The organism is Streptomyces sp. NPDC020362 (assembly GCF_040642095.1).
Lineage (GTDB): Bacteria > Actinomycetota > Actinomycetes > Streptomycetales > Streptomycetaceae > Streptomyces.
This window is the reverse complement of record NZ_JBFAET010000009.1, coordinates 19,713-38,629: the sequence shown is the minus strand read 5'-3', so window position 1 is coordinate 38,629 and position 18,917 is coordinate 19,713. Positions and strand designations below refer to the sequence as shown.

Genomic DNA, 18,917 nt, shown 5'->3' with positions numbered 1-18,917 from the left:
ACGGCTGGGAAATGACCTTTTTCGGTCATATTCAGACCCATTCGGCATGAGACACCCCGATTTATCACTGGGTTCGCCACCGGCCGCCCGGCCAGGAAGAATCGGGGTGCGTGCCGCCTCGGTGATGCTGTGGTGAGACGCTGCGCTTCGGCCGCGTACATATGTAGGGTGGCGCGGCTCGTACGGGGAGGTGGCAGGCAAGTGGTGGATCAGCTGACGCAGCACGATCCGCGGCGGATCGGGCCGTTCGAGGTGCTGGGCCGGTTGGGCGCCGGCGGCATGGGGCTGGTCTATCTGGCACGCTCGGCATCCGGCCGGCGCGTGGCGATCAAGACGGTCCGCACGGAGCTGGCCGAGGACCAGCTCTTCCGGGTCCGCTTCACCCGTGAGGTGGAGGCGGCCCGCGCGGTCTCCGGCTTCTACACGGCTGCCGTCGTCGACGCCGACCCGCGCGCGGCCGTGCCCTGGCTGGCCACGGCCTACGTTCCCGCGCCCTCACTAGAGGAAATAGTGAACGAGTGCGGGCCGCTCCCGGCCCAGGCCGTGCGCTGGCTCGCGGCGGGCGTGGCCGAGGCCCTGCAGTCCATCCACGGCGCCGGCCTGGTCCACCGCGACCTGAAGCCGTCCAACGTCCTGGTGGTCGAGGACGGACCCCGGGTGATCGACTTCGGCATCGCCTCCGGCGTCTCCAACACCCGTTTGACGATGACGAACGTCGCCGTCGGCACCCCCGCATACATGTCCCCCGAGCAGGCCAAGGACTCCCGCAGCGTCACCGGCGCCAGCGACGTCTTCTCGCTCGGCTCCATGCTGGTCTTCGCCGCCACCGGTCACCCGCCCTTCCACGGCGCCAACCCGGTCGAGACCGTCTTCATGCTGCTGCGCGAGGGCCCGGACCTCACGGGCCTGCCCGACGAGCTGCGCCCGCTCATCGAGGTCTGTATGCAGATGGAGGCTCCCGGCCGCCCGAGCCCCGCAGATCTCCAGGCCCAGCTCGCCCCCCACCTCTTCGGCTCCGGCTCCGACGACAGCGGCACCGCCTCCGCCTGGCTGCCCGAGAAGGCGGTCGCCCTCATCGAGGGCCGCCGCGGCGGCCGCCCCGCAGCCAAGCCCGCCCCCGCCTCGTCCGGCCCCCGCAGCGGCGGACGCTCGGCCGTCCCGCCGCTGCCGTCCTACGACCCCGCGGTCCAGTCCCCGGCACCGGTCGGCGCGGCGGGCGCCCCCGACACCGGCCCGGTCCGGCTGGCCGGCGCCCAGGTGCCCATCGGCCCCGGCCCGCGCGTCGCCGACGCCCGCGCCGCCGCCGTCAAGGCACCCCCGCCGGAGGCCGGTCTGGTCGCCAGCTGGTCCCGCCCCCGCCCCGGCGTCAACGGCGCCGACCCCGGCGTGGCGCCCGTCCCGGCCGCACCCCCGGAGACGGCCACCGGATGGCGCCCCTGGCGCTTCCGGATGTCCAACGACGTCTGGGGCACCCCGTCCGTCGACGGCGATCTGGTCTACGTCACCTCCTTCGAGGTGCACGCCCTGGACGTGGCCACCGGCCGCCGCCGTTTCAAGACCCGGGACGTCGCCTGGTCCATGGCGGTCGCCGACGGCCGCATCCACGCCTCCGACGGCCCCACCCTCTTCGCCCTGGACGCCCGCGAGGGCACCGATCTGTGGCGGCTGTCCACCGACGCCTGGGTGTACTCCCTGAAGGCCGACCACGGCACGGTCGTCACCGGCACCCGCGGCGGCGGAGTCCAGGCCTGGGAGGCCGCCAACGGCCAGAAGCTGTGGGAGATCAGCGGCTGCCAGACCGACTTCGAGTCCCCCGAGGCGGGCCCCGCCGTCCACGACGGCACGGTCTACGTCTGGCAGGACGCCCGGCTGCGTGCCCTGGAGGCCCGCACCGGCGAGGAGCGCTGGTCGTACCCCATCGGTGACGCGGCCTCCTGCGGCGGCGTCCCGGTCCGTATCGCCCCGGCCCCCGACGGCTACGTCTACATCTCCGCCGGCTCCCGTGTCCTGGCCGTCGAAGTGGCGAGCGGCATGGTCCGCTGGCACTTCGAGGCCCCCGCGGTCTTCCTGTGCCCACCGGCCTACGCCCCGGGCCCGGCGGTCACCGGCGGGGGCGTCTACCTGGCCGACTACCTCGGCACGGTCTACGCCCTGGACGCCACCGACGGCCGCGACCGCTGGCGCATCGCCACCGAGGCCCGCTCCTCCATCGAGCCGGTCCTGGTGGCGGCCGGACACGTCCACGTGGGCAGCGGCAAGGGCCTCTACACCCTGGACGCGGTCACGGGCACCCCCAAGTGGCGCTTCCAGGCCGGCGGCGATGTCGTCGGCGCCCCCTCGGTCGCCGAGGGCCGCATCCACTTCGGCTCCACCGACCACCTGCTGTACACGCTGAAGGCCGACGACGGACGGCTCAGGTGGAAGCTGGCCACGGGCGGCGAGATCACCGGCTCGCCGGTCGTCCGGGACGGGGTGGTGTACGCGTGCAGCAAGGACCGGTGCGTGTACGCGCTGGACGCGGAGAAGGGAACGGGCACGGCCCGCACGGCGTGAGTGCGTGACGGCCGTCGTACCGGTGTACACGGAAGGGCTCCAGACGGCGGCCGCCCACGGCTGACGCTACTCCCGGCGCCGACGGCCCGCCAGGCGGTGCCAGGGCGGCGGAGGGGCCGATCGGCGGTGGATAGGCTGATCGCATGTTCGCACGGACGCGCACGCTCAGGTTCACGGCCGTACTGACCTTCGTGGTGCTCAGCCTGACCGGGTTCTCGACCGGACGGCACCACAGCCGCCACGGCGGCGGGGGCGGCGGGGGAGGCTGCAGCAGCTCCCACCAGGATCACGACACGTCGTCCTCGTCCTCCACCTCGGGCGGCGGCTCGTACGGAGGCCCGGACGACGACTCCTACGGCAGCAGCGGTACGAGCGGCAGCTACGGCAGGACTGGTACGAGCGGCAGCCACGGCAGCACTGGTACGAGCGGCAGCACCGGCGGGTCCTACCACCGGCGCCCCACCCACCGCCCCACCTCCACCGCGACCGGCAGCGGCAGCAGTGCGCTGCAGGACGGGACGGCGAAGCTGATCAGCTGCGCGACCGGCCGGCGGCCGTACGCGACGGTCGAGGTCACGAACCCGAACAGCCGCAGGGCCGAGTTCCAGACCTGGGTGACCTTCTACGACGCCCAGGGCGCCGAGCTGCTGAAGAACGCCTCGGTCGCGGTCTCCGTGCCCGCGCGGGGGAAGGCGACCACCCGGGTGACGCTCGGCCGGCGCTTCCTGTCGTCGGTCGACCACTGCCAGGCGGACCCCGAGGCGGACGTCAGGCCCTAGCGCAGCCGGTACTCCGGCCGCCTCCCGGCGAACAGCTCCGCCTGCCGCCCGCCCGGCAGGTTCCCGAGTGCGATGAGATGCGGCGCCTGTGCGAACGCGTGCGCACGTGCGGCCTCCTTGGCCGCCCACAGCGCCCGCACGGTCCCCTGCACCCCGTCCGCCGGAGACCCGGCGATGACACCGGCACAGCGCACGGCCGCCTCCAGCGCCCGCCCCCCATCGGTGAGTTCGGACACGAGCCCGATCTCGTGGGCGCGCCGTGCGGACAGTCGCTCCGCGCTCCCCATGAGCATCATCCGCGCGACCTCCCCGTACGGCATCCGGTGCGCCATGAGCACGGACTCGTAGGCGCTGACCATCCCGTACGTCGTGTGCGGGTCGAAGAAGGTGGCCGTGGTGTCGGCGACGACGAACTCGCTCTCGCCGAGCAGATAGAAGGCGCCGCCGCAGGCCATCCCCTGCACGGCGGCCACGACCGGCTTCCACAGGTCGTTCGCCTTCGGCCCGATCGTCAGCAGCGGATCGTCCTGCATGTACGGGGAGGAGGGCTGAGGCACCACGAAGTCCCGGTCGATGCCGGTGCAGAAGGCCCGCTCCCCGGCCCCCGTGAGGACGACGGCCCGCACCGAGTCGTCGAACCGCAACGCGCGCCACACCCCGACGAGTTCCCGGACCATGTCCGCGTCGACGGCGTTGAGCCGTTCGGGCCGGTTCAGGGTGACGACGGCGACGCCGGTGTCCTTGTCGGCCGAGAGCCGGACGGCGCTCACGCCGGCACCCACTGCACGAGCCCGTCGCAGAACACCGCCTGGACCCGGGCGCCGATCCTGATGCGCTGCGGATCGAGGGAATCCAGCGGCGCCCCGGCGCGGCTGACCAGATTGCCGACGAGCCGTATCCGGGGCAGCTCCTCCAGCTCCACGACGACGACGTTGTACGGCGCCTGCTCCGCGTAGTCGGGCAGCAGCGGCGGATGCGGCACGACGTACGACCACACGCGCCCGCGCCCCGGGACCGGCCGCCACTCGCTCGCGAAGGACTGGCAGTGCGGGCAGCAGGGCCGGGGCGGGAAACGGGTCTCGCCGCAGTCGGCGCAGGCCTGGACCCGCAGCTCGCCGCGGGCGGCGTACTCCCAGAAGGGGGCGCCGTCGGTGTCGATGACGGGATTCAGCATGAGGCCACCTCAACTCCTCAGCAACAGAGCGGACGTCGGGACGCCCTCGCCTGCCGTCACCAGACAGGTGGCGGCCCCGGGAACCTGCGCGGTACTGCTGCCGCGCAGTTGCCTCACCCCTTCGTTGATGAGGTTGAAGCCGTGCACATAGGCCTCGGACAGACCGCCGCCACCGGTGTTGATGGGCAACCGCCCGCCGATCTCCAGGGCGCCCTGCTCGGTGAAGGCCCCGCCCTCCCCTCTTCCGCAGAAGCCGTACCCCTCCAGGGAGAGGGGTATCAGGGCGGTGAACGCGTCGTAGATCTGCGCCACGTCCACGTCCTCGGGTGTGAGGTCGGCGTGCTTCCACAGATGGCGGGCGGCGGTCCAGGCCGGGCCGGTGAGCGGGTCGTCGTTCCAGTAGTTGACCATGCCGTGGTGCTGGGCGGGCAGCCCCTGGGCGGCGGAGTGGACGTAGACCGGGCTCTGACGGCAGTCCCGGGCGCGCTCCTTGCTCACGACCACGCAGGCGAGGGCCCCGTCCGTCTCCAGGCAGTTGTCGAAGAGGCACAGCGGCTCGCTGATCCACCGCGAGGTCATGTACATCTCGCGGGTGAGCGGCCGTTCGTACATCACGGCCGCGGGATTCTGGTTGGCCCGGTTTCGGCAGGCGAGGGCGACATTGAACAGGTGGTCGCGAGTGGCCCCGTACTCGTGCATGTAGCGACGGGTGAGCATCGCGATCTCGTCGGCGGGCCGCAGCAGCCCGAAGGGCCGGGTCCACTGGGCCGGAGTGGGCAGCTGGACCGTGGTGTTCGTCCAGGGCCGCGCCCCGCTGCCGCGCTTGCGCGACCGCCAGGCGACACCGACGGTGGCCTGTCCGGAGGCGATGGCGGCGGCGAGGTGGGCGACGGTGGCGCAGGATCCGCCGCCCCCGTACCCCACCTTGCTGAAGAAGGTGAGGTCCCCGAACCCGACGGCCTTGGCCAGCTCCACCTCGTCGGTCTCCTCCATGGTGTAGGAGGCGAGGGCGTCGACCTCGCCGGGGGAGATCCCGGCGTCGTCGAGCGCGGCGAGGACGGCCCGGCAGGCGAGCGTCCTCTCGTCCTCGGGCAGCCGTTTGGCGAACGCGGACTGCCCGATCCCGACGATGGCGGTGGCGTCCTTCAAGCCCGTTCCCGACATGGCCAACCCCCCTCTGCGAGGCCCCACTCGTGCTGACAGCCCGTCAGGTTACAGCTAATCTGACGGACAGTCAGCTATGTGTGTGGGGGAGGTCTGCAGTGAGCGATTGGGGCACCATTGCGCGTCTGGTGCGGTCGTCGGCCGAGCGGTACGCGGACACCGAGGCGGTGGTGGAGGGCCGTACCCGGATCACGTACGCGGAACTGGGTGCGCGGGTGGAGCGCGCGGCGGCGGCCTGCATCGCGAGCGGCGTGCAGGTGGGCGACCGGGTGGCGATCTGGGCCCCCAACTCCCTGGACTGGATCGTCGCGGCACTGGGCGCGGTCTCGGCGGGAGCGGTGCTGGTGCCGTTGAACACCCGCTTCAAGGGGGCGGAGGCGGCGGACGTGCTGCGCCGCAGCGGGGCGAGGCTGCTGTTCGTGACGGGCACCTTCCTCGGCACCTCGTACGTGGCCTCGCTGCGCCGGGCGGCCGGATCCCCGGGCGGCACCGGGCACCCGCTCCCCGACCTGCCGGCGCTGCGGCAGGCGGTGGTCCTGTCGGACGACGCACCCCAGGACTTCTGCACCTGGAAGGACTTCCTGGCCGGCGGGGAGGGCGTGGGCGAGTCCGAAGTGCGGCACCGCGAGGGGATGCTGGACGGCGGCTGCCTGTCGGACATCGTCTTCACCTCGGGGACGACGGGCCGCCCCAAGGGCGCGATGATCACCCACGAGCAGACCCTGACGGCCTACGACATCTGGGCGGATCTGGCCGGCCTGCGCAGCACGGACCGCTACCTGATCGTCAACCCCTTCTTCCACACCTTCGGTTACAAGGCCGGGGTGATCGCCTGTCTGATGCGCGGGGCGACGATGATCCCGCAACCGGTGTTCAACGTGGACACGGCGATGGCGAACATCGCGGCGGAACGGGTGTCGGTGCTGCCGGGCCCGCCGACACTGCACCAGTCGCTCCTGGACCACGCGTTGCGGGACACCCACGATCTGTCCGCGCTGCGCCTGGTGGTGACCGGCGCGGCCGTGGTGCCGCTGCGACTGGTGGAACGCCTGCGCGGCGAACTGGGCGTGGAGACGGTGCTGACCGCGTACGGCCTGTCCGAGGCGAGCGGCATCGTGACGATGTGCCGCCGCGGCGACGACCCGTCGGTGATCGCGTCCACGTCGGGACGGGCGATCCCCCATACGGAGGTGAGGGTGGCCGGACCGCAGGGCGCACCGGTGCCGCCCGGCACCCCGGGCGAGGTCCTGGTCCGGGGCTTCAACGTCATGCGGGGCTACTACGAGGACCCGGCCGCCACGGACGAGGCCGTCTCGTCCGACGGCTGGCTGAGCACGGGCGACGTGGGTGTCCTGGACGAGGCGGGCAACCTGCGCATCACGGACCGCCTCAAGGACATGTTCATCGTCGGCGGCTTCAACGCGTACCCGGCGGAGATAGAGCAACTGCTCGGCGTGCACCCGGATGTGGCCGACGTGGCGGTGATCGGCATACCCGACGCGCGCCTCGGAGAGGTCGGCAAGGCGTACGTGGTGCGCAGGGCGGGCACGGTCCTGACCGCCGACGACCTCATCGCCTGGGCGCGGCGGGAGATGGCGAACTACAAGGTGCCGAGGGTGGTGGAGTTCGTGGGCGAACTGCCGAGGAACGCGAGCGGGAAAGTGGTGAAGGGGGAGCTGCGGGCCCGCTGAGCCCGCAACCTCCCCCTGGACACACCTCGGCCGCGACGGCTCCCCCTCCGCGCCGCCGCGGCCGATCCCCCCGTCGTGCCCGGATCAGGCGGGCTCGGACGTGATGTGGATGTTGTCCGTGCTGACCTTGCCCGGACCGGTGGCCTTGGCGTCGGTGATGTGGATGTTGTCCGTGCTGACCTTGCCCGGGCCGGTGGCCTTGGCGTCGGTGATGTGGATGTTGTCCGGCTTCACGGTGCCGGCATCCTCACCACTGGTGATGTGGATGTTGTCCGGGTCGACGACCGGGTCCTTGGTGGCATCGCTCATGGTGCTTCCCTCCGTGGATGCTGAACTCGCGTGTGTGGTTCGTCCGGCCGTTCCCCCGATGAACGGCCGGACGAGCCAACTGGTCGCCCAACAGTAGATCGTTGATCAGGCGACCTCACCGGTGGTCCGTCTGCCCCCCGACGCGACGGATCGACAACAAGAGAGTGCCGCGCGGCGATAAACGAACGATGAACGCTGCGGCGGACTCACACGGCAGTCGCCGGCGCCAGCAGCGCCCGGACCGCTTCGGCCTCGGGCGAGCCGAGCGCGTCGTAGATGGAGAGTGCCTCTTCCCAGCACACCTGAGCCCTGCCCGGCTGCCCGATCCCGTTGAGCGCCCGTCCCAGAACGGTGAGGACATTGCCGCGCCGCCATTCCCCACCGATCCCGCGGAGCACGGTCAGGGCGGCCTCGGCGTTGGCCGAGGCCTGGGCGGGGCGCTGGGCCGCCATGTCCACTTCGGCGAGCCTGAGGAGGGTCATGCCTTCCCAGAGGCGTTGCCGGCTCTCCCGGAAGACCCCGAGAGCCTCGTGCAGGCGATCCGCGGCCTCGGAGTACAACCCGTTCTGAGTCAGCGCCATGCCGAGGGCATAGCGGCCGTTGGCCCCCTTCAGGGCGTGTCCCAGGGCCGCGTACGTCTCGACCCCCTGCTCGGCGAGCGACACGGCGCTGCGAGGACGTCCGGACGCGAGGTGGATACGGGACAGGTTGCACAGCACGCTTGCCTCCCCGGCCCGGTCCTTGCAGGCCCGGAAGTCCGCCAGGGCCTGTTCCAGGTGCTTTTCCGCATCCAGGAGACGGCTCTGATAGAAGGCTATGGCGCCGCGCGCGTTCTCCGCCCAGCAGCGCGCCAGAGGATGATCGAGAGACTCGCCGAGCTCCAACGCCTCGCGGGCGGCATCGTCGGCCTCCGTGAATCGCCCGGACAGGTGGTAGGTGGCGGCGAGAACCACCGATGCGCGCCCCTCCGCGCGCTTGTCGGCATCCGACCTTGCCGCTTCGAGCAGGGAGATGGCCGCAGTCTCGTACCCCTTGGAGTTGGCCCCGGATTCGCTGAGGTCGAGCGTCACCCACAGCAGGTCGATGGCCCGAAGCAGTGTCCCGGACTGCGCGAACTGCCGCACACATGCCAGCAGCGTCGCTGCCTCTGCGTACAACCAGTCCTGGGCCGCGTGCCGGTCGTTGAAGGCCAATGCCGGATAAGCCGTGGACTCCATGTGGTCCACCAGCCGGTCCCCAGGCCGCTCGATCGCGTAGACCCCCGCCGCCGTCGCCAGATAGAAGTCCAGCAACCGCGACATCGCGGCCTCCGGCTCCCCGGTCGGCTGTTCGTCCCGCTCCGCGCACGCACGCGCGTAGAGCCGGACGAGGTCGTGGAAGCGGTAGCGTCCCGGCGCCGCCGACTCCAGCAGGGAGGTGTCGACGAGGGACTCCAGCAGGTCCTCCGTCTCCTCCGGGGGAAGGTCCAGGACCGCCGCCGCGGCGGCGAGGGACATGTCCGGGCCGTCGGCCAGGCCCAGCAGGCGGAAGGCGCGGGCCTGGGCCGGCTCCAGCTGGCCGTAGCCCAGCTCGAAGGTGGCCTTCACCGCCAGGTCGCCGGCCTGGAGTTCGTCGAGCCGGCGGCGCTCGTCCGCCAGCTTGGCGGCCAGGACCGACACCGTCCAGGTGCGGCGGGCCGCCAGCCGGGAGGCCGCGATGCGGATCGCCAGCGGGAGGAAGCCGCACGCGGCCACCACGTCCAGCGCCGCTTCCCGCTCCGCGGCCACCCGCTCCTCGCCCACGATCTTCGTGAACAGGGCGAGGGCCTCGTCCGGGGACATCACGTCCAGGTCCACCAGGTGGGCCCCGGCCAGGTCCACCATCCGGACCCGGGAGGTCACGAGGGCCGCGCAGCCCGCCGTGCCCGGCAGCAGCGGCCGTACCTGGGCCGCGTCCTTCGCGTTGTCCAGCAGGACCAGGACCCGGCGGCCGTCCAGGACGGACCGGTACAGGGCGGCGCGCTCCTCCAGGCTGTCGGGGATCGCCGAGTCCGCCGTGCCCAGGGCGCGCAGGAAGGAGCCGAGGACCGTCTCGGGTTCCGCGGCGCGCGAGCCCGCGCCCTGCAGGTCCACGTACAGCTGTCCGTCCGGGAAGGCCGGGCGGGCCCGGTGGGCGACGTGGACCGCCAGGGTCGTCTTGCCCACGCCGCCGATCCCGGCCAGTGCCGAGACCGCCATGACCCTGCCCTCGGCGGCCGCCTCCGACGCCGAGGCCAGCACCTCGCTCAGCTCGGAGACGAACGCGGAACGTCCCGTGAAGTCGGGGACGGACGCCGGAAGCTGGGCCGGGCGCACCGGTACCACCGAGGGTTCGGCCACCGGAGCGGACGGCTCCGCCAGGGCCGGGTCCGCCTGGAGGATGCGCTGTTGCAGCTCCCGCAGGCCCGGCCGCGGGTCCACCCCCAGCTCCTCCGCCAGCAGGCGCCGCGTGTCGGCGTACACCGCCAGCGCCTCCGCCTGGCGGCCGCTGCGGTACAGCGCCAGCATGAGCAGTTCGCGCAGGCGCTCACGCAGGGGGTGTTCGGCGGTCAGTGCGGTCAGTTCCGAGACCGCCTCCGCGTGGCAGCCCTGCTCGAGGTCCATGTCCAGGCGGGACTCCAGCAGCTGGAGACGCCATTCCTCCAGGCGGACGCGCTGGGCGTCGGCGTACGGGCCGGGGACCCCGGCGAGCGGTTCGCCGTCCCACAGGCCCAGGACCTGCTTGAGCACCTCGCGCGCCTGGCCCAGGTCTCCCGCGCCGCGCGCCTTCTCCGCCTCCGCCGTCAGTTCCTGGGCCACCGCCAGGTCCAGCGCGCCCTCGCCGAGGGAGCGCACGGCGTAGCCGCCCGACTCGCTCACCAGGACCCCGGGGTCCAGCACCTTGCGCAGCCGCGACGCATAGGTCCGAAGCGCCGCCAGCGCCTGGGACGGCGACTCGGTGCCCCACAGCGCGTCGATCAGTTCCGCCGCCGTCGCCGTACGGCCCTCGCGCAGCAGCAGGGCGGCGAGCAGGGCGCGCTGCTGAGGGGAGCCGGTGTTCAGCGTCTCCTCGCCGCGCCAGGCCCGTACCGGACCGAGCACGCTGAAGCGCAACGCCGCCGGCTCCGCGACGGCCGCGGAGCCGGGACGCCGCTGCTCAGGCACTCGCGGTCCACCGTCCATGCGTTCGCCCCCCTAGGCATCACGAACAACCCCGTCAGTTTGCCTTGTTCAGGGCGGTTGCGTCAGCCGTGGGAGACACCGATCACAGGCAGGCGCACTTCAGCACACAAGGTCCTCACACGGTCTTCGCACATGGTCGTCCGACACCAGCAGCTGACGGGTCGTCAGATCGGCGCTACGGTGAGCGCCATGGACACCCAGAGCGACTTCCCCCGGATCATCTCCGTCGACGACCACACGGTGGAGCCCGCGCATGTCTGGCAGGACCGGCTCCCGAAGAAATACCTGGACGCCGGGCCGCGCATCGTCCGCGCCCCTCTGAAGGAAATGACTTTTCTGGGCGGGCGGTTCAAGCCCGTCATGGGCGAGCCCGGGGGCGAGGGTCCCGTCGGCGACTGGTGGGTCTACGAGGATCTGCACCGGCCCCTGACCCGCCTCGACACCGCCGTCGGCTGCAGCAGGGACGACATCCGGCTGGAGGTCATCACCTACGAGCAGATGAGGGCGGGGTCGTACGACGTTCCCGAGCGGCTCGCCGACATGGACGTCAACCATGTCCAGTCGGCGCTCTGCTTCCCCACCTTCCCCCGTTTCTGCGGCCAGACCTTCACCGAGGCCCGGGACCGGGACCTGGCCCTGCTCTGCGTCCGCGCCTACAACGACTGGATGGTGGAGGAGTGGTGCGGGCCCGAGGCGCACGGGCGGCTCGTCCCCCTCACCCTCATCCCCCTGTGGGACGCCCGCCTCGCGGCCGAGGAGGTCCGGCGCAACGCCGCCCGCGGCGTACGGGCCGTCGCCTTCTCCGAGATACCCCCGCACCTGGGCCTGCCGTCGGTCCACACCGACGAGTGGGACCCGTTCCTCGCGGCGTGCGACGAGACCGGCACCGTCGTCGCGATGCACATCGGCTCCAGCAGCCGGATGCCCTCCACCTCCGCCGACGCCCCGCCCGCCGTCGGCTCCACCATCACCTTCGCCAACTGCTGCTTCTCGATGGTGGACTGGCTGATGAGCGGCAAGTTCGAACGTTTCCCGAATCTCCGGATCATGTACGCCGAGGGGCAGATCGGGTGGATCCCGTACATCCTGGAGCGCGCGGACGTGGTCTGGGAGGAGAACCGCGGCTGGGGCGGGGTCGCCGAGAAGGTCCACCGGCCGCCGTCCGAGCTGTTCGCCGGGCATGTCTACGGCTGCTTCTTCGACGACGCCTTCGGGCTCCGGAACCTCGACTCCATCGGCGTCGGGAACGTCCTGTACGAGACGGACTACCCGCACTCCGACTCCACCTGGCCCAAGTCCCGTGAGGTCGGCGAGGCGCAGATGGGGCACCTGCCGGCCGACGTGGTGGAGCGGATCGTCCGGGGGAACGCGATCGAGCTGCTGGGGCTGACCGGGGACGGGCTGTGGCAGGGGTCCCGGTGAGCCGCCTGGCCTACGGCATCCAGCTGCCGGTCCAGTCGCAGAGCACCCTCTACACCGAGGACTGGGAGGCCGCCGGCGGGCCCGCCGACCTGGTCGGGATCGCCCGGGCCGTGGACGGTGCCGGGTTCGACTACCTCGCCGTCTGCGACCACGTGGCCGTCCCGCGCCGGCTGGCCCCGGCGATGAGCACGGTCTGGTACGACCCGGTCGCCACCCTCGCCCACCTCGCCGCCGTCACCGAGCGCGTCCGGCTGCTCAGCCACGTCGCCGTCGTGGGCCTTCGGCACCCCCTGCTCAGCGCCAAGCAGTACGCCACTCTCGATCACCTCTCCGCAGGGCGGCTGATCCTCGGCGTGGGGGCGGGGCACGTACGCGAGGAGTTCGAGGTCCTCCAGGTGGACTTCGAGCGGCGCGGGGCCGTGCTGGACGAGGCGATCGACGCGCTGCGGGCCGCGCTCGGGCCCGAGGAGTTCCCCGAGCACCACGGCAAGCTGTACGACTTCGCCGGCCTGGGACAGCGGCCCCGGCCCGCGCAGCAGCACGTCCCGATCTGGGTCGGGGGCTCCTCGCCGGCCGCCGTCCGCCGGGCCGCGCTCAAGGGGGACGGCTGGCTGCCGCAGGGGGACCCGCGGGACCGCCTGCCCGCTCGGATCGACCGGCTGCGGCGGCTGCGCGAGGAACACGGCATCGGGACGCCCCTCACCGTCGGGGCCATCACCGAGCCGCTGTACGTCGGCCCGGCCGGCTGGGAGGTGGGGAGGCGCACCCTCACCGGGGCGCCCGAGCAGATCGCCGAGTCGCTGCGGGCGTACCGCGCGATGGGCGTGCACCAGATCCAGGTGCGGTTCCGCAGCCGGAGCCGCAGCGAACTCATCGACCAGATCGCCGCGTTCGGGGCCGAGGTCGCGCCCCGGCTGGACTGAGGAGCGGACATGGGCAAGCTGGACGGGCGGGTCGTCATCGTCACCGGGGCGGCACGCGGGCAGGGTGAACAGGAGGCGCGGCTGTTCCGTGAGGAGGGCGCGCGGGTCGTCGTCGCGGACGTGCTGGACGACCAGGGGGAGGCCCTGGCCAAGGAGATAGGGGCCCTCTACGTCCATCTCGACGTGGGCTCCGAGGACGGGTGGCGGGAGGCCGTCGGCGCCGTCAAGCAGGCGTACGGGCGCATCGACGGGCTGGTCAACAACGCGGGCATCCTGCGCTTCAACGCGCTGGTGGACACCCCGCTGGACGAGTTCATGCAGGTCGTGCAGGTCAACCAGGTCGGCTGTTTCCTGGGCATGAAGAGCGTCGCGCCGCAGATGGCGGACGGCGGGACCATCGTCAACACCGCCTCCTACACCGCGCTCACCGGCATGGCGGCCGTGGGGACCTACGCCGCCACCAAGCACGCCGTGCTCGGGCTGACCCGGGTGGCCGCACTGGAGCTGGCGGGCCGCCGCATCCGGGTCAATGCCGTCTGCCCGGGCGCCATCGACACCCCGATGTCCAACCCGGCCCGGCTGGACCCGGACGCGGACCCGGCGGAGATGAGCCGGGCGCTGGACGAGCTGTACCGCAGGCTCGTGCCGCTGGGGCGGGTCGGACAGCCCGAGGAGGTGGCCCGGCTCGCCCTCTTCCTGACCTCGGACGACTCCTCGTACATCACGGGGCAGCCGTTCGTGATCGACGGGGGATGGCTGGCGGGGGTCAGCATCATCTGACGCAGTGTCAGCTATTGACGGTCGCGGCGGCCGGTGCGACAGTCGGCCAACCAACAGCATCTGACGGTACGTCAGAAATACTCCAGGGACGGTGACCCGCCGTGGAATTCGGGCTCTTTGTACAGGGATACGTGGGCAAGCGCGCCGAGACCGACCCGCTGGCCGAGCACAAGGCACTGATGGAGGAGACCGAGTACGTCATCCAGGCGGACAAGTCCGGCTTCAAGTACGCCTGGGCGTCCGAGCACCACTTCCTGGAGGAGTACTCGCACCTTTCCGCCAACGACGTCTTCCTCGGCTACCTCGCCCACGCCACCGAGCGGATCCACCTGGGCTCCGGGATCTTCAACCCGCTCGCCCAGGTCAACCATCCGGTGAAGGTCGCCGAGAAGGTCGCCATGCTGGACCACCTCAGCGAGGGGCGCTTCGAGTTCGGCAGCGGCCGGGGCGCCGGCAGCCACGAGATCCTCGGCTTCCTGCCCGGCATCACCGACATGAACCACACGAAGGAGATCTGGGAGGAGACGATCGCCGAGTTCCCGAAGATGTGGCTCCAGGACGAGTACACCGGCTTCCAGGGCAAGCACTGGCAGCTCCCGCCGCGCAAGGTGCTCCCGAAGCCGTACGGGAAGTCGCACCCGGCGATGTGGTACGCGGCCGGGTCGCCGCCGTCGTACGCCATGGCCGCGAAGAAGGGGCTCGGCGTGCTCGGCTTCAGCATCCAGAAGGTCTCCGACATGGAGTGGGTGCTGGAGCAGTACAAGACGGCGGTTGTGAACGCCGAACCCGTCGGGGACTTCGTGAACGACAACGTGATGGTGACGACGACGGCGATCTGTGCGCCCACCCATGCCGAGGCGATCGACATCGCCGTGCACGGGGGCCTGCACTACCTGCCCTCGCTCGTCTTCCGGTACCACGACACCTTCCCGCGGCCCGAGGGGTTCCCCGTCTGGCCGGAGACTCTCCCCCGGTACACACCGGAGTTCGTGGAGCTGCTCATCGAGGAGGAGCTGCTGATCTGCGGGGACCCGGACGAGGTGCTGCGGCAGTGCAAGCGGTGGGAGCAGGCGGGGGCCGATCAGCTGAGCTTCGGGCTGCCGGTGGGGGTGCCGAAGGAGGAGACGCTGCAGACGATCCGGCTGATCGGTGAGCAGGTGATTCCGAAGATCGATACGGATCCTGTGCATCGGACTTCGCGGTTCCGGGCTGCCGTGTGAGCGCCGTCGGAGCGTGCGGGTCGTGCGTGGCTGGTCGCGCCCAGGCGGCGGAGCCGCATATCGATACCGCCCGCGCTCCTTCAGGCCGCTCATCGCAACGGAGTTGAGGAGGCAGCCCGTGTTCGATCACCTCATCAAGGGCGCGACCGTCGTCGACGGGACCGGTGCGCCCGCGTACACCGCCGACGTCGGCATACGCGGCGGCCGGATCGCCGCCGTCGGCCGGATCACCGAAGAGTCCCGCACCACCGAGGACGCCTCCGGCCTCGTCCTCACCCCCGGCTTCGTCGATCCCCACACCCACTACGACGCCCAGCTCTTCTGGGACCCGTACGCCACGCCCTCGCTCAACCACGGGGTGACGACCGTCGCCGCCGGGAACTGCGGCTTCACGCTCGCGCCGCTCAACCCGGACCGGCCCGAGGACGCCGACTACACCCGGCGGATGATGTCCAAGGTGGAGGGCATGTCCCTGGTCGCGCTGGAGCGGGGGGCACCGTGGAGCTGGCACTCCTTCGGGGAGTACCTGGACGCCCTGGAGGGGCGGATCGCGGTCAATGCCGGGTTCATGGTGGGGCACTGTGCGCTGCGGCGGTACGTGATGGGACCGCAGGCCGTCGGCGGGCAGCCGAGCGGGGAGCAGCTCGAGCAGATGCTCCGGCTGTTCCACGAGGCCATGGACGCGGGAGCCTGGGGGCTGTCCACCACCCAGTCCGGCACACACTCCGACGGCGACGGGCAGCCCGTGGCCTCCCGGCACGCCCAGCCGCAGGAGCTGCTCGCCCTGGCCCGGGCCGTCGGCGAGCACGAGGGCACGCAGATCGAGGCGATCGTCGCCGGGTGCCTGGACCAGTTCAGCGACGCCGAGATCGATCTGTTCGTGGAGATGAGCGCGGCGGCGGGACGGCCCCTGAACTGGAACGTCCTGACCATCGACGCGGGCGTTCCGGAGCGGGTGCCCCGGCAGCTGAGCGCCAGTGAGCGGGCTCGGAAGGCGGGCGGGCGCGTGGTGGCGCTCACCATGCCGATCCTCACCCCGATGAACATGTCCCTGGGCACCTTCTGCGCCCTGAACCTCATCCCCGGGTGGGGGCCGGTCCTCGCACTGCCCGTGCCCGAGCGGATCGCCAGGCTCCGTGACCCCGCGGTCAGGAGCGAGATGCTGCGGCGGGCCCGGTCGAAGGAGGCGGGTGTCTTCCGGCGGCTCGCGAACTTCGGGCGGTACGTCATCGGGGACACCTACAGCGAGGCCAACCGAGGGCTCACCGGCCGGGTGGTCCGGGACATTGCCGCCGAGCGCGGGCAGGAGCCCTTCCACTGCCTGGTGGAGATCTGCGCCGACGACGATCTCCGTACGGTCCTGTGGCCGATGCCCACCGACAACGACCCGGCCTCCTGGGCCCTGCGCGCCGAGACCTGGCAGCACGAGGACGTGCTGCTCGGCGGCTCGGACGCGGGCGCGCACCTGGACCGGATGTGCGGGGCGCCGTACACCACCCGGTTCCTCGGGGACTGTCTGCGGGGCCGCAAACTGGTCGGCCTGGAGCAGGCGGTGAAGATGCTGACCGACGATCCGGCGCGGCTCTTCGGGCTGCGCGAGCGCGGCCGGATCCGGGAGGGCTGGCATGCGGACCTGGTCCTCTTCGACCCGGAGCGGATCGACGCGGGCCGAGCCACCCTGGTGCACGACCTGCCGGGCGACAGCCCACGGCTGGACTCCAGGGCGCTCGGCGTGCGGGCCGTGTGGGTCAACGGCGTCGAGGCGATCCGGGACGACGTCGTGAGCGGCGCGGTGCCGGGCAGGGTGCTGCGGTCCGGGCGCGACACCGGGACGGTGAGCACGAATTGAGCGACGGACAGCGGCTCTTCATCGCAGGTGCGTGGGCCGAGCCGGACGGCGGGTACTACCCGGTGACCGACCCGGCCACCGAGGAGACGGCCGGGCAGGCGCCGGAGGCCTCCGTGGCGCAGGTGGAGGAGGCCTGCGCGGCGGCCCGGGAGGCGTTCGGGACCTGGTCGCGGACCGGGCCCGAGGAGCGGGCGGCGGTGCTGGGGCGGGCCGCGGAGATCATCCGCGGCCGGCTCGTCCCGTACGCCGACCTGGCGCAGGCCGAGACCGGGGCGACGACGGGAACGGCCCGGGCGATGCAGGTCGGGGTGGCCGCCGCCCGGTTCCGCCGGTACGCCACCGTGGAGCCCGCCGAGTGGGCCGTGGCCCCGCAGATCAACGAGGCGGGGCCGATGGGAAGGGCGGGGGTGATGGGGGCGCTGGCGGTGCGGCAGCCCGTGGGGGTCGTCACCTGCATCACCTCCTACAACAACCCGTGGGCCAACCCGGCCGGCAAGATCGCCCCGGCCCTGGCCATGGGCAACACGGTGGTCGTGAAGCCGGCCCCGCAGGACCCGCTGTCCGTCTACCGGATGGCCGAGGCGCTGCAGGAGGCGGGTGCACCGGCGGGTGTGGTGAACGTGGTCTCGGGGCGCGCCACGGAGGTCGGTGCGGCCGCCGTCGCCTCGGCCGACGTCGACATGGTGAGCTTCACCGGTTCCACGGCCGTCGGGCAGCGCATCGCCGAGGTGTGCGGGCGGGACATGAAACGCCAGCTGATGGAGCTGGGAGGGAAGGGGGCGGCCCTCGTCTTCGACGATGCCGACCTCGCCTCGGCGGTGGCCGGGATCGGGACGACGTTCTCCTTCTACAGCGGGCAGATCTGCACGGCGCCCACCCGGGTGCTGGCCCAGCGGGGGGTGTACGAGCGGCTGGTCGAACAACTCGCCGCCTACGCAAGCCGGTTGAAGGTGGGCGACCCGCGGGAGTCCGGCACGGTCGTGGGGCCGCTGATCTCCGCCGAGCACCGGGCGCGGGTGGAGTCGTACGTCGAGCTGGGGCGCAAGGAGGGCGCGACGGTGGTCGTCGGCGGTGAACGCCCGCCGCTGGAGCGGGGTTTCCATGTCGCCCCGGCCGTGCTGGCCGACTGCACGAACGACATGCGGGTGGCGCGGGAGGAGATCTTCGGGCCCGTCGTGTCGGTCATCCCCTTCGACGAGGAGGACGAGGGCGTGGCCCTCGCCAACGACTCCGACTACGGCCTGATCGACTACGTCTGGTCGGGCGATGTGGCCCGCGCCTTCCGGGTGGCCCGGCGGCTGCGGGCCGGCGGTGTGGGGGTCAACACGGTCGGCCGCAACATGGAGGCGCCCTTCGGCGGGTTCAAGAAGAGCGGGGTCGGCCGGGACGTGGGCTCCTACGCCCTGCATGCGTACAGCGAGGTGCAGGCGATCGTGTGGCCGGGGTGAGCGGGCTCAGTCCGTGAGATCCACCCGCACCGTCAGCAGGTCGGTGCCGAAGGCCCGTACGGCCGCGCTGTTGAAGCGGGGCAGGGCGCGCAGACGGGCCACGGCGTCGTCCTCCGGCAGCAGGTGGGCGGTGCCGTGGTGCCAGCGGCCGCCGATGCGGACGCGGACCTTCGGGTCGGCCTGGATGTTGCGCACGTACTGGGACTTGAACCCGAACTCCGAGACGATCCAGAAGGAGTCCCCGACCCGGCGCCCGCCCACCGGCGTGGGCCGGGGCAGGCCGGAGCTGCGGCCGGTGGTCTCCAGGAGGGTCTGGAAGGGCAGGCGCCGGTTGAGCGGGTTGGCGAGGTATCGCTGGAAGCGGGTCACGATGCGGTGCTTGCGGTCGGCGTTGCGGGACATCTCTCGTGCTTCCTGTTCTCCTGG

15 protein-coding genes are annotated in these 18,917 nt (G+C 72.0%); 9 read left to right on the top strand and 6 right to left on the bottom strand.

Annotated features, from left to right (window positions below; genetic code table 11):
* The first annotated feature begins 201 nt into the window (after nt 1–201).
* Nucleotides 202–2,553, top strand: coding sequence for a PQQ-binding-like beta-propeller repeat protein (locus tag AB0H32_RS06455; protein WP_361115154.1), 2,352 nt, complete (start codon nt 202–204; stop codon nt 2,551–2,553).
* 143 nt (nt 2,554–2,696) lie between these two features.
* Nucleotides 2,697–3,332 (top strand): hypothetical protein, encoded by a 636-nt coding sequence (locus tag AB0H32_RS06450; RefSeq protein WP_361115151.1) that lies wholly within the window; start codon nt 2,697–2,699, stop codon nt 3,330–3,332.
* Here the strand turns inward: AB0H32_RS06450 and AB0H32_RS06445 are convergent.
* The 3 genes from AB0H32_RS06445 to AB0H32_RS06435 are packed head-to-tail and all read right to left on the bottom strand — an operon-like array spanning nt 3,329 to nt 5,670.
* On the bottom strand, nt 3,329–4,114 hold the full coding sequence (locus AB0H32_RS06445) for an enoyl-CoA hydratase/isomerase family protein (RefSeq protein WP_361115148.1): 786 nt from the start codon (nt 4,112–4,114) through the stop codon (nt 3,329–3,331). The two genes, AB0H32_RS06450 and AB0H32_RS06445, sit on opposite strands and share 4 nt — an antisense overlap.
* Nucleotides 4,099–4,506 carry an OB-fold domain-containing protein gene (locus tag AB0H32_RS06440; RefSeq protein ID WP_361115145.1) on the bottom strand — a complete coding sequence of 136 codons (408 nt, stop codon included), beginning with the start codon at nt 4,504–4,506 and terminating at the stop codon, nt 4,099–4,101. Before AB0H32_RS06440 ends, AB0H32_RS06445 begins: the two co-directional genes overlap by 16 nt.
* Before the next feature lie 9 nt (nt 4,507–4,515).
* Entirely contained in the window at nt 4,516–5,670 is a 1,155-nt protein-coding gene (locus tag AB0H32_RS06435; protein WP_361115142.1) for a lipid-transfer protein, read from the bottom strand.
* Nucleotides 5,671–5,768: 98 nt separating this feature from the next.
* Here AB0H32_RS06435 and AB0H32_RS06430 point away from each other — a divergent pair, with 98 nt between their 5' ends.
* Nucleotides 5,769–7,361, top strand: a complete 1,593-nt coding sequence (locus AB0H32_RS06430; protein ID WP_361115140.1) for a FadD3 family acyl-CoA ligase — start codon at nt 5,769–5,771, stop codon at nt 7,359–7,361.
* An 84-nt stretch (nt 7,362–7,445) separates the two neighbouring features.
* Here AB0H32_RS06430 and AB0H32_RS06425 read toward each other — a convergent pair whose 3' ends face one another.
* Nucleotides 7,446–7,670 carry a hypothetical protein gene (locus tag AB0H32_RS06425; protein WP_361115137.1) on the bottom strand — a complete coding sequence of 75 codons (225 nt, stop codon included), beginning with the start codon at nt 7,668–7,670 and terminating at the stop codon, nt 7,446–7,448.
* A 206-nt stretch (nt 7,671–7,876) separates the two neighbouring features.
* On the bottom strand, nt 7,877–10,849 hold the full coding sequence (locus tag AB0H32_RS06420; protein ID WP_361115134.1) for a BTAD domain-containing putative transcriptional regulator: 2,973 nt from the start codon (nt 10,847–10,849) through the stop codon (nt 7,877–7,879).
* Nucleotides 10,850–11,038: 189 nt separating this feature from the next.
* Between AB0H32_RS06420 and AB0H32_RS06415 the strand changes: the two genes are divergently transcribed.
* From AB0H32_RS06415 to AB0H32_RS06390, 6 genes are all read left to right on the top strand, one after another.
* A complete protein-coding gene (locus AB0H32_RS06415) occupies nt 11,039–12,271 on the top strand; it encodes an amidohydrolase family protein (RefSeq protein WP_361115131.1) in 1,233 nt (410 codons plus the stop codon).
* A gap of 5 nt (nt 12,272–12,276) precedes the next feature.
* The gene (locus AB0H32_RS06410; protein ID WP_361115357.1) at nt 12,277–13,194 is read left to right on the top strand and encodes an LLM class F420-dependent oxidoreductase; all 918 of its coding nucleotides are present in this window, start codon (nt 12,277–12,279) and stop codon (nt 13,192–13,194) included.
* Nucleotides 13,195–13,203: 9 nt separating this feature from the next.
* The gene (locus AB0H32_RS06405; RefSeq protein ID WP_361115128.1) at nt 13,204–13,974 is read left to right on the top strand and encodes an SDR family oxidoreductase; all 771 of its coding nucleotides are present in this window, start codon (nt 13,204–13,206) and stop codon (nt 13,972–13,974) included.
* 101 nt (nt 13,975–14,075) lie between these two features.
* Nucleotides 14,076–15,194, top strand: a complete 1,119-nt coding sequence (locus AB0H32_RS06400) for an LLM class flavin-dependent oxidoreductase (RefSeq protein WP_361115125.1) — start codon at nt 14,076–14,078, stop codon at nt 15,192–15,194.
* A gap of 118 nt (nt 15,195–15,312) precedes the next feature.
* Nucleotides 15,313–17,043, top strand: a complete 1,731-nt coding sequence (locus tag AB0H32_RS06395; RefSeq protein ID WP_361115122.1) for a D-aminoacylase — start codon at nt 15,313–15,315, stop codon at nt 17,041–17,043.
* Nucleotides 17,040–18,491, top strand: a complete 1,452-nt coding sequence (locus AB0H32_RS06390; protein WP_361115119.1) for an aldehyde dehydrogenase family protein — start codon at nt 17,040–17,042, stop codon at nt 18,489–18,491. Before AB0H32_RS06395 ends, AB0H32_RS06390 begins: the two co-directional genes overlap by 4 nt.
* A 6-nt stretch (nt 18,492–18,497) precedes the next feature.
* On the opposite strand, the gene AB0H32_RS06385 is transcribed toward AB0H32_RS06390, so the two are convergent.
* The gene (locus AB0H32_RS06385; protein ID WP_361115115.1) at nt 18,498–18,893 is read right to left on the bottom strand and encodes a nitroreductase family deazaflavin-dependent oxidoreductase; all 396 of its coding nucleotides are present in this window, start codon (nt 18,891–18,893) and stop codon (nt 18,498–18,500) included.
* Between the last annotated feature and the right edge of the window lie 24 nt (nt 18,894–18,917).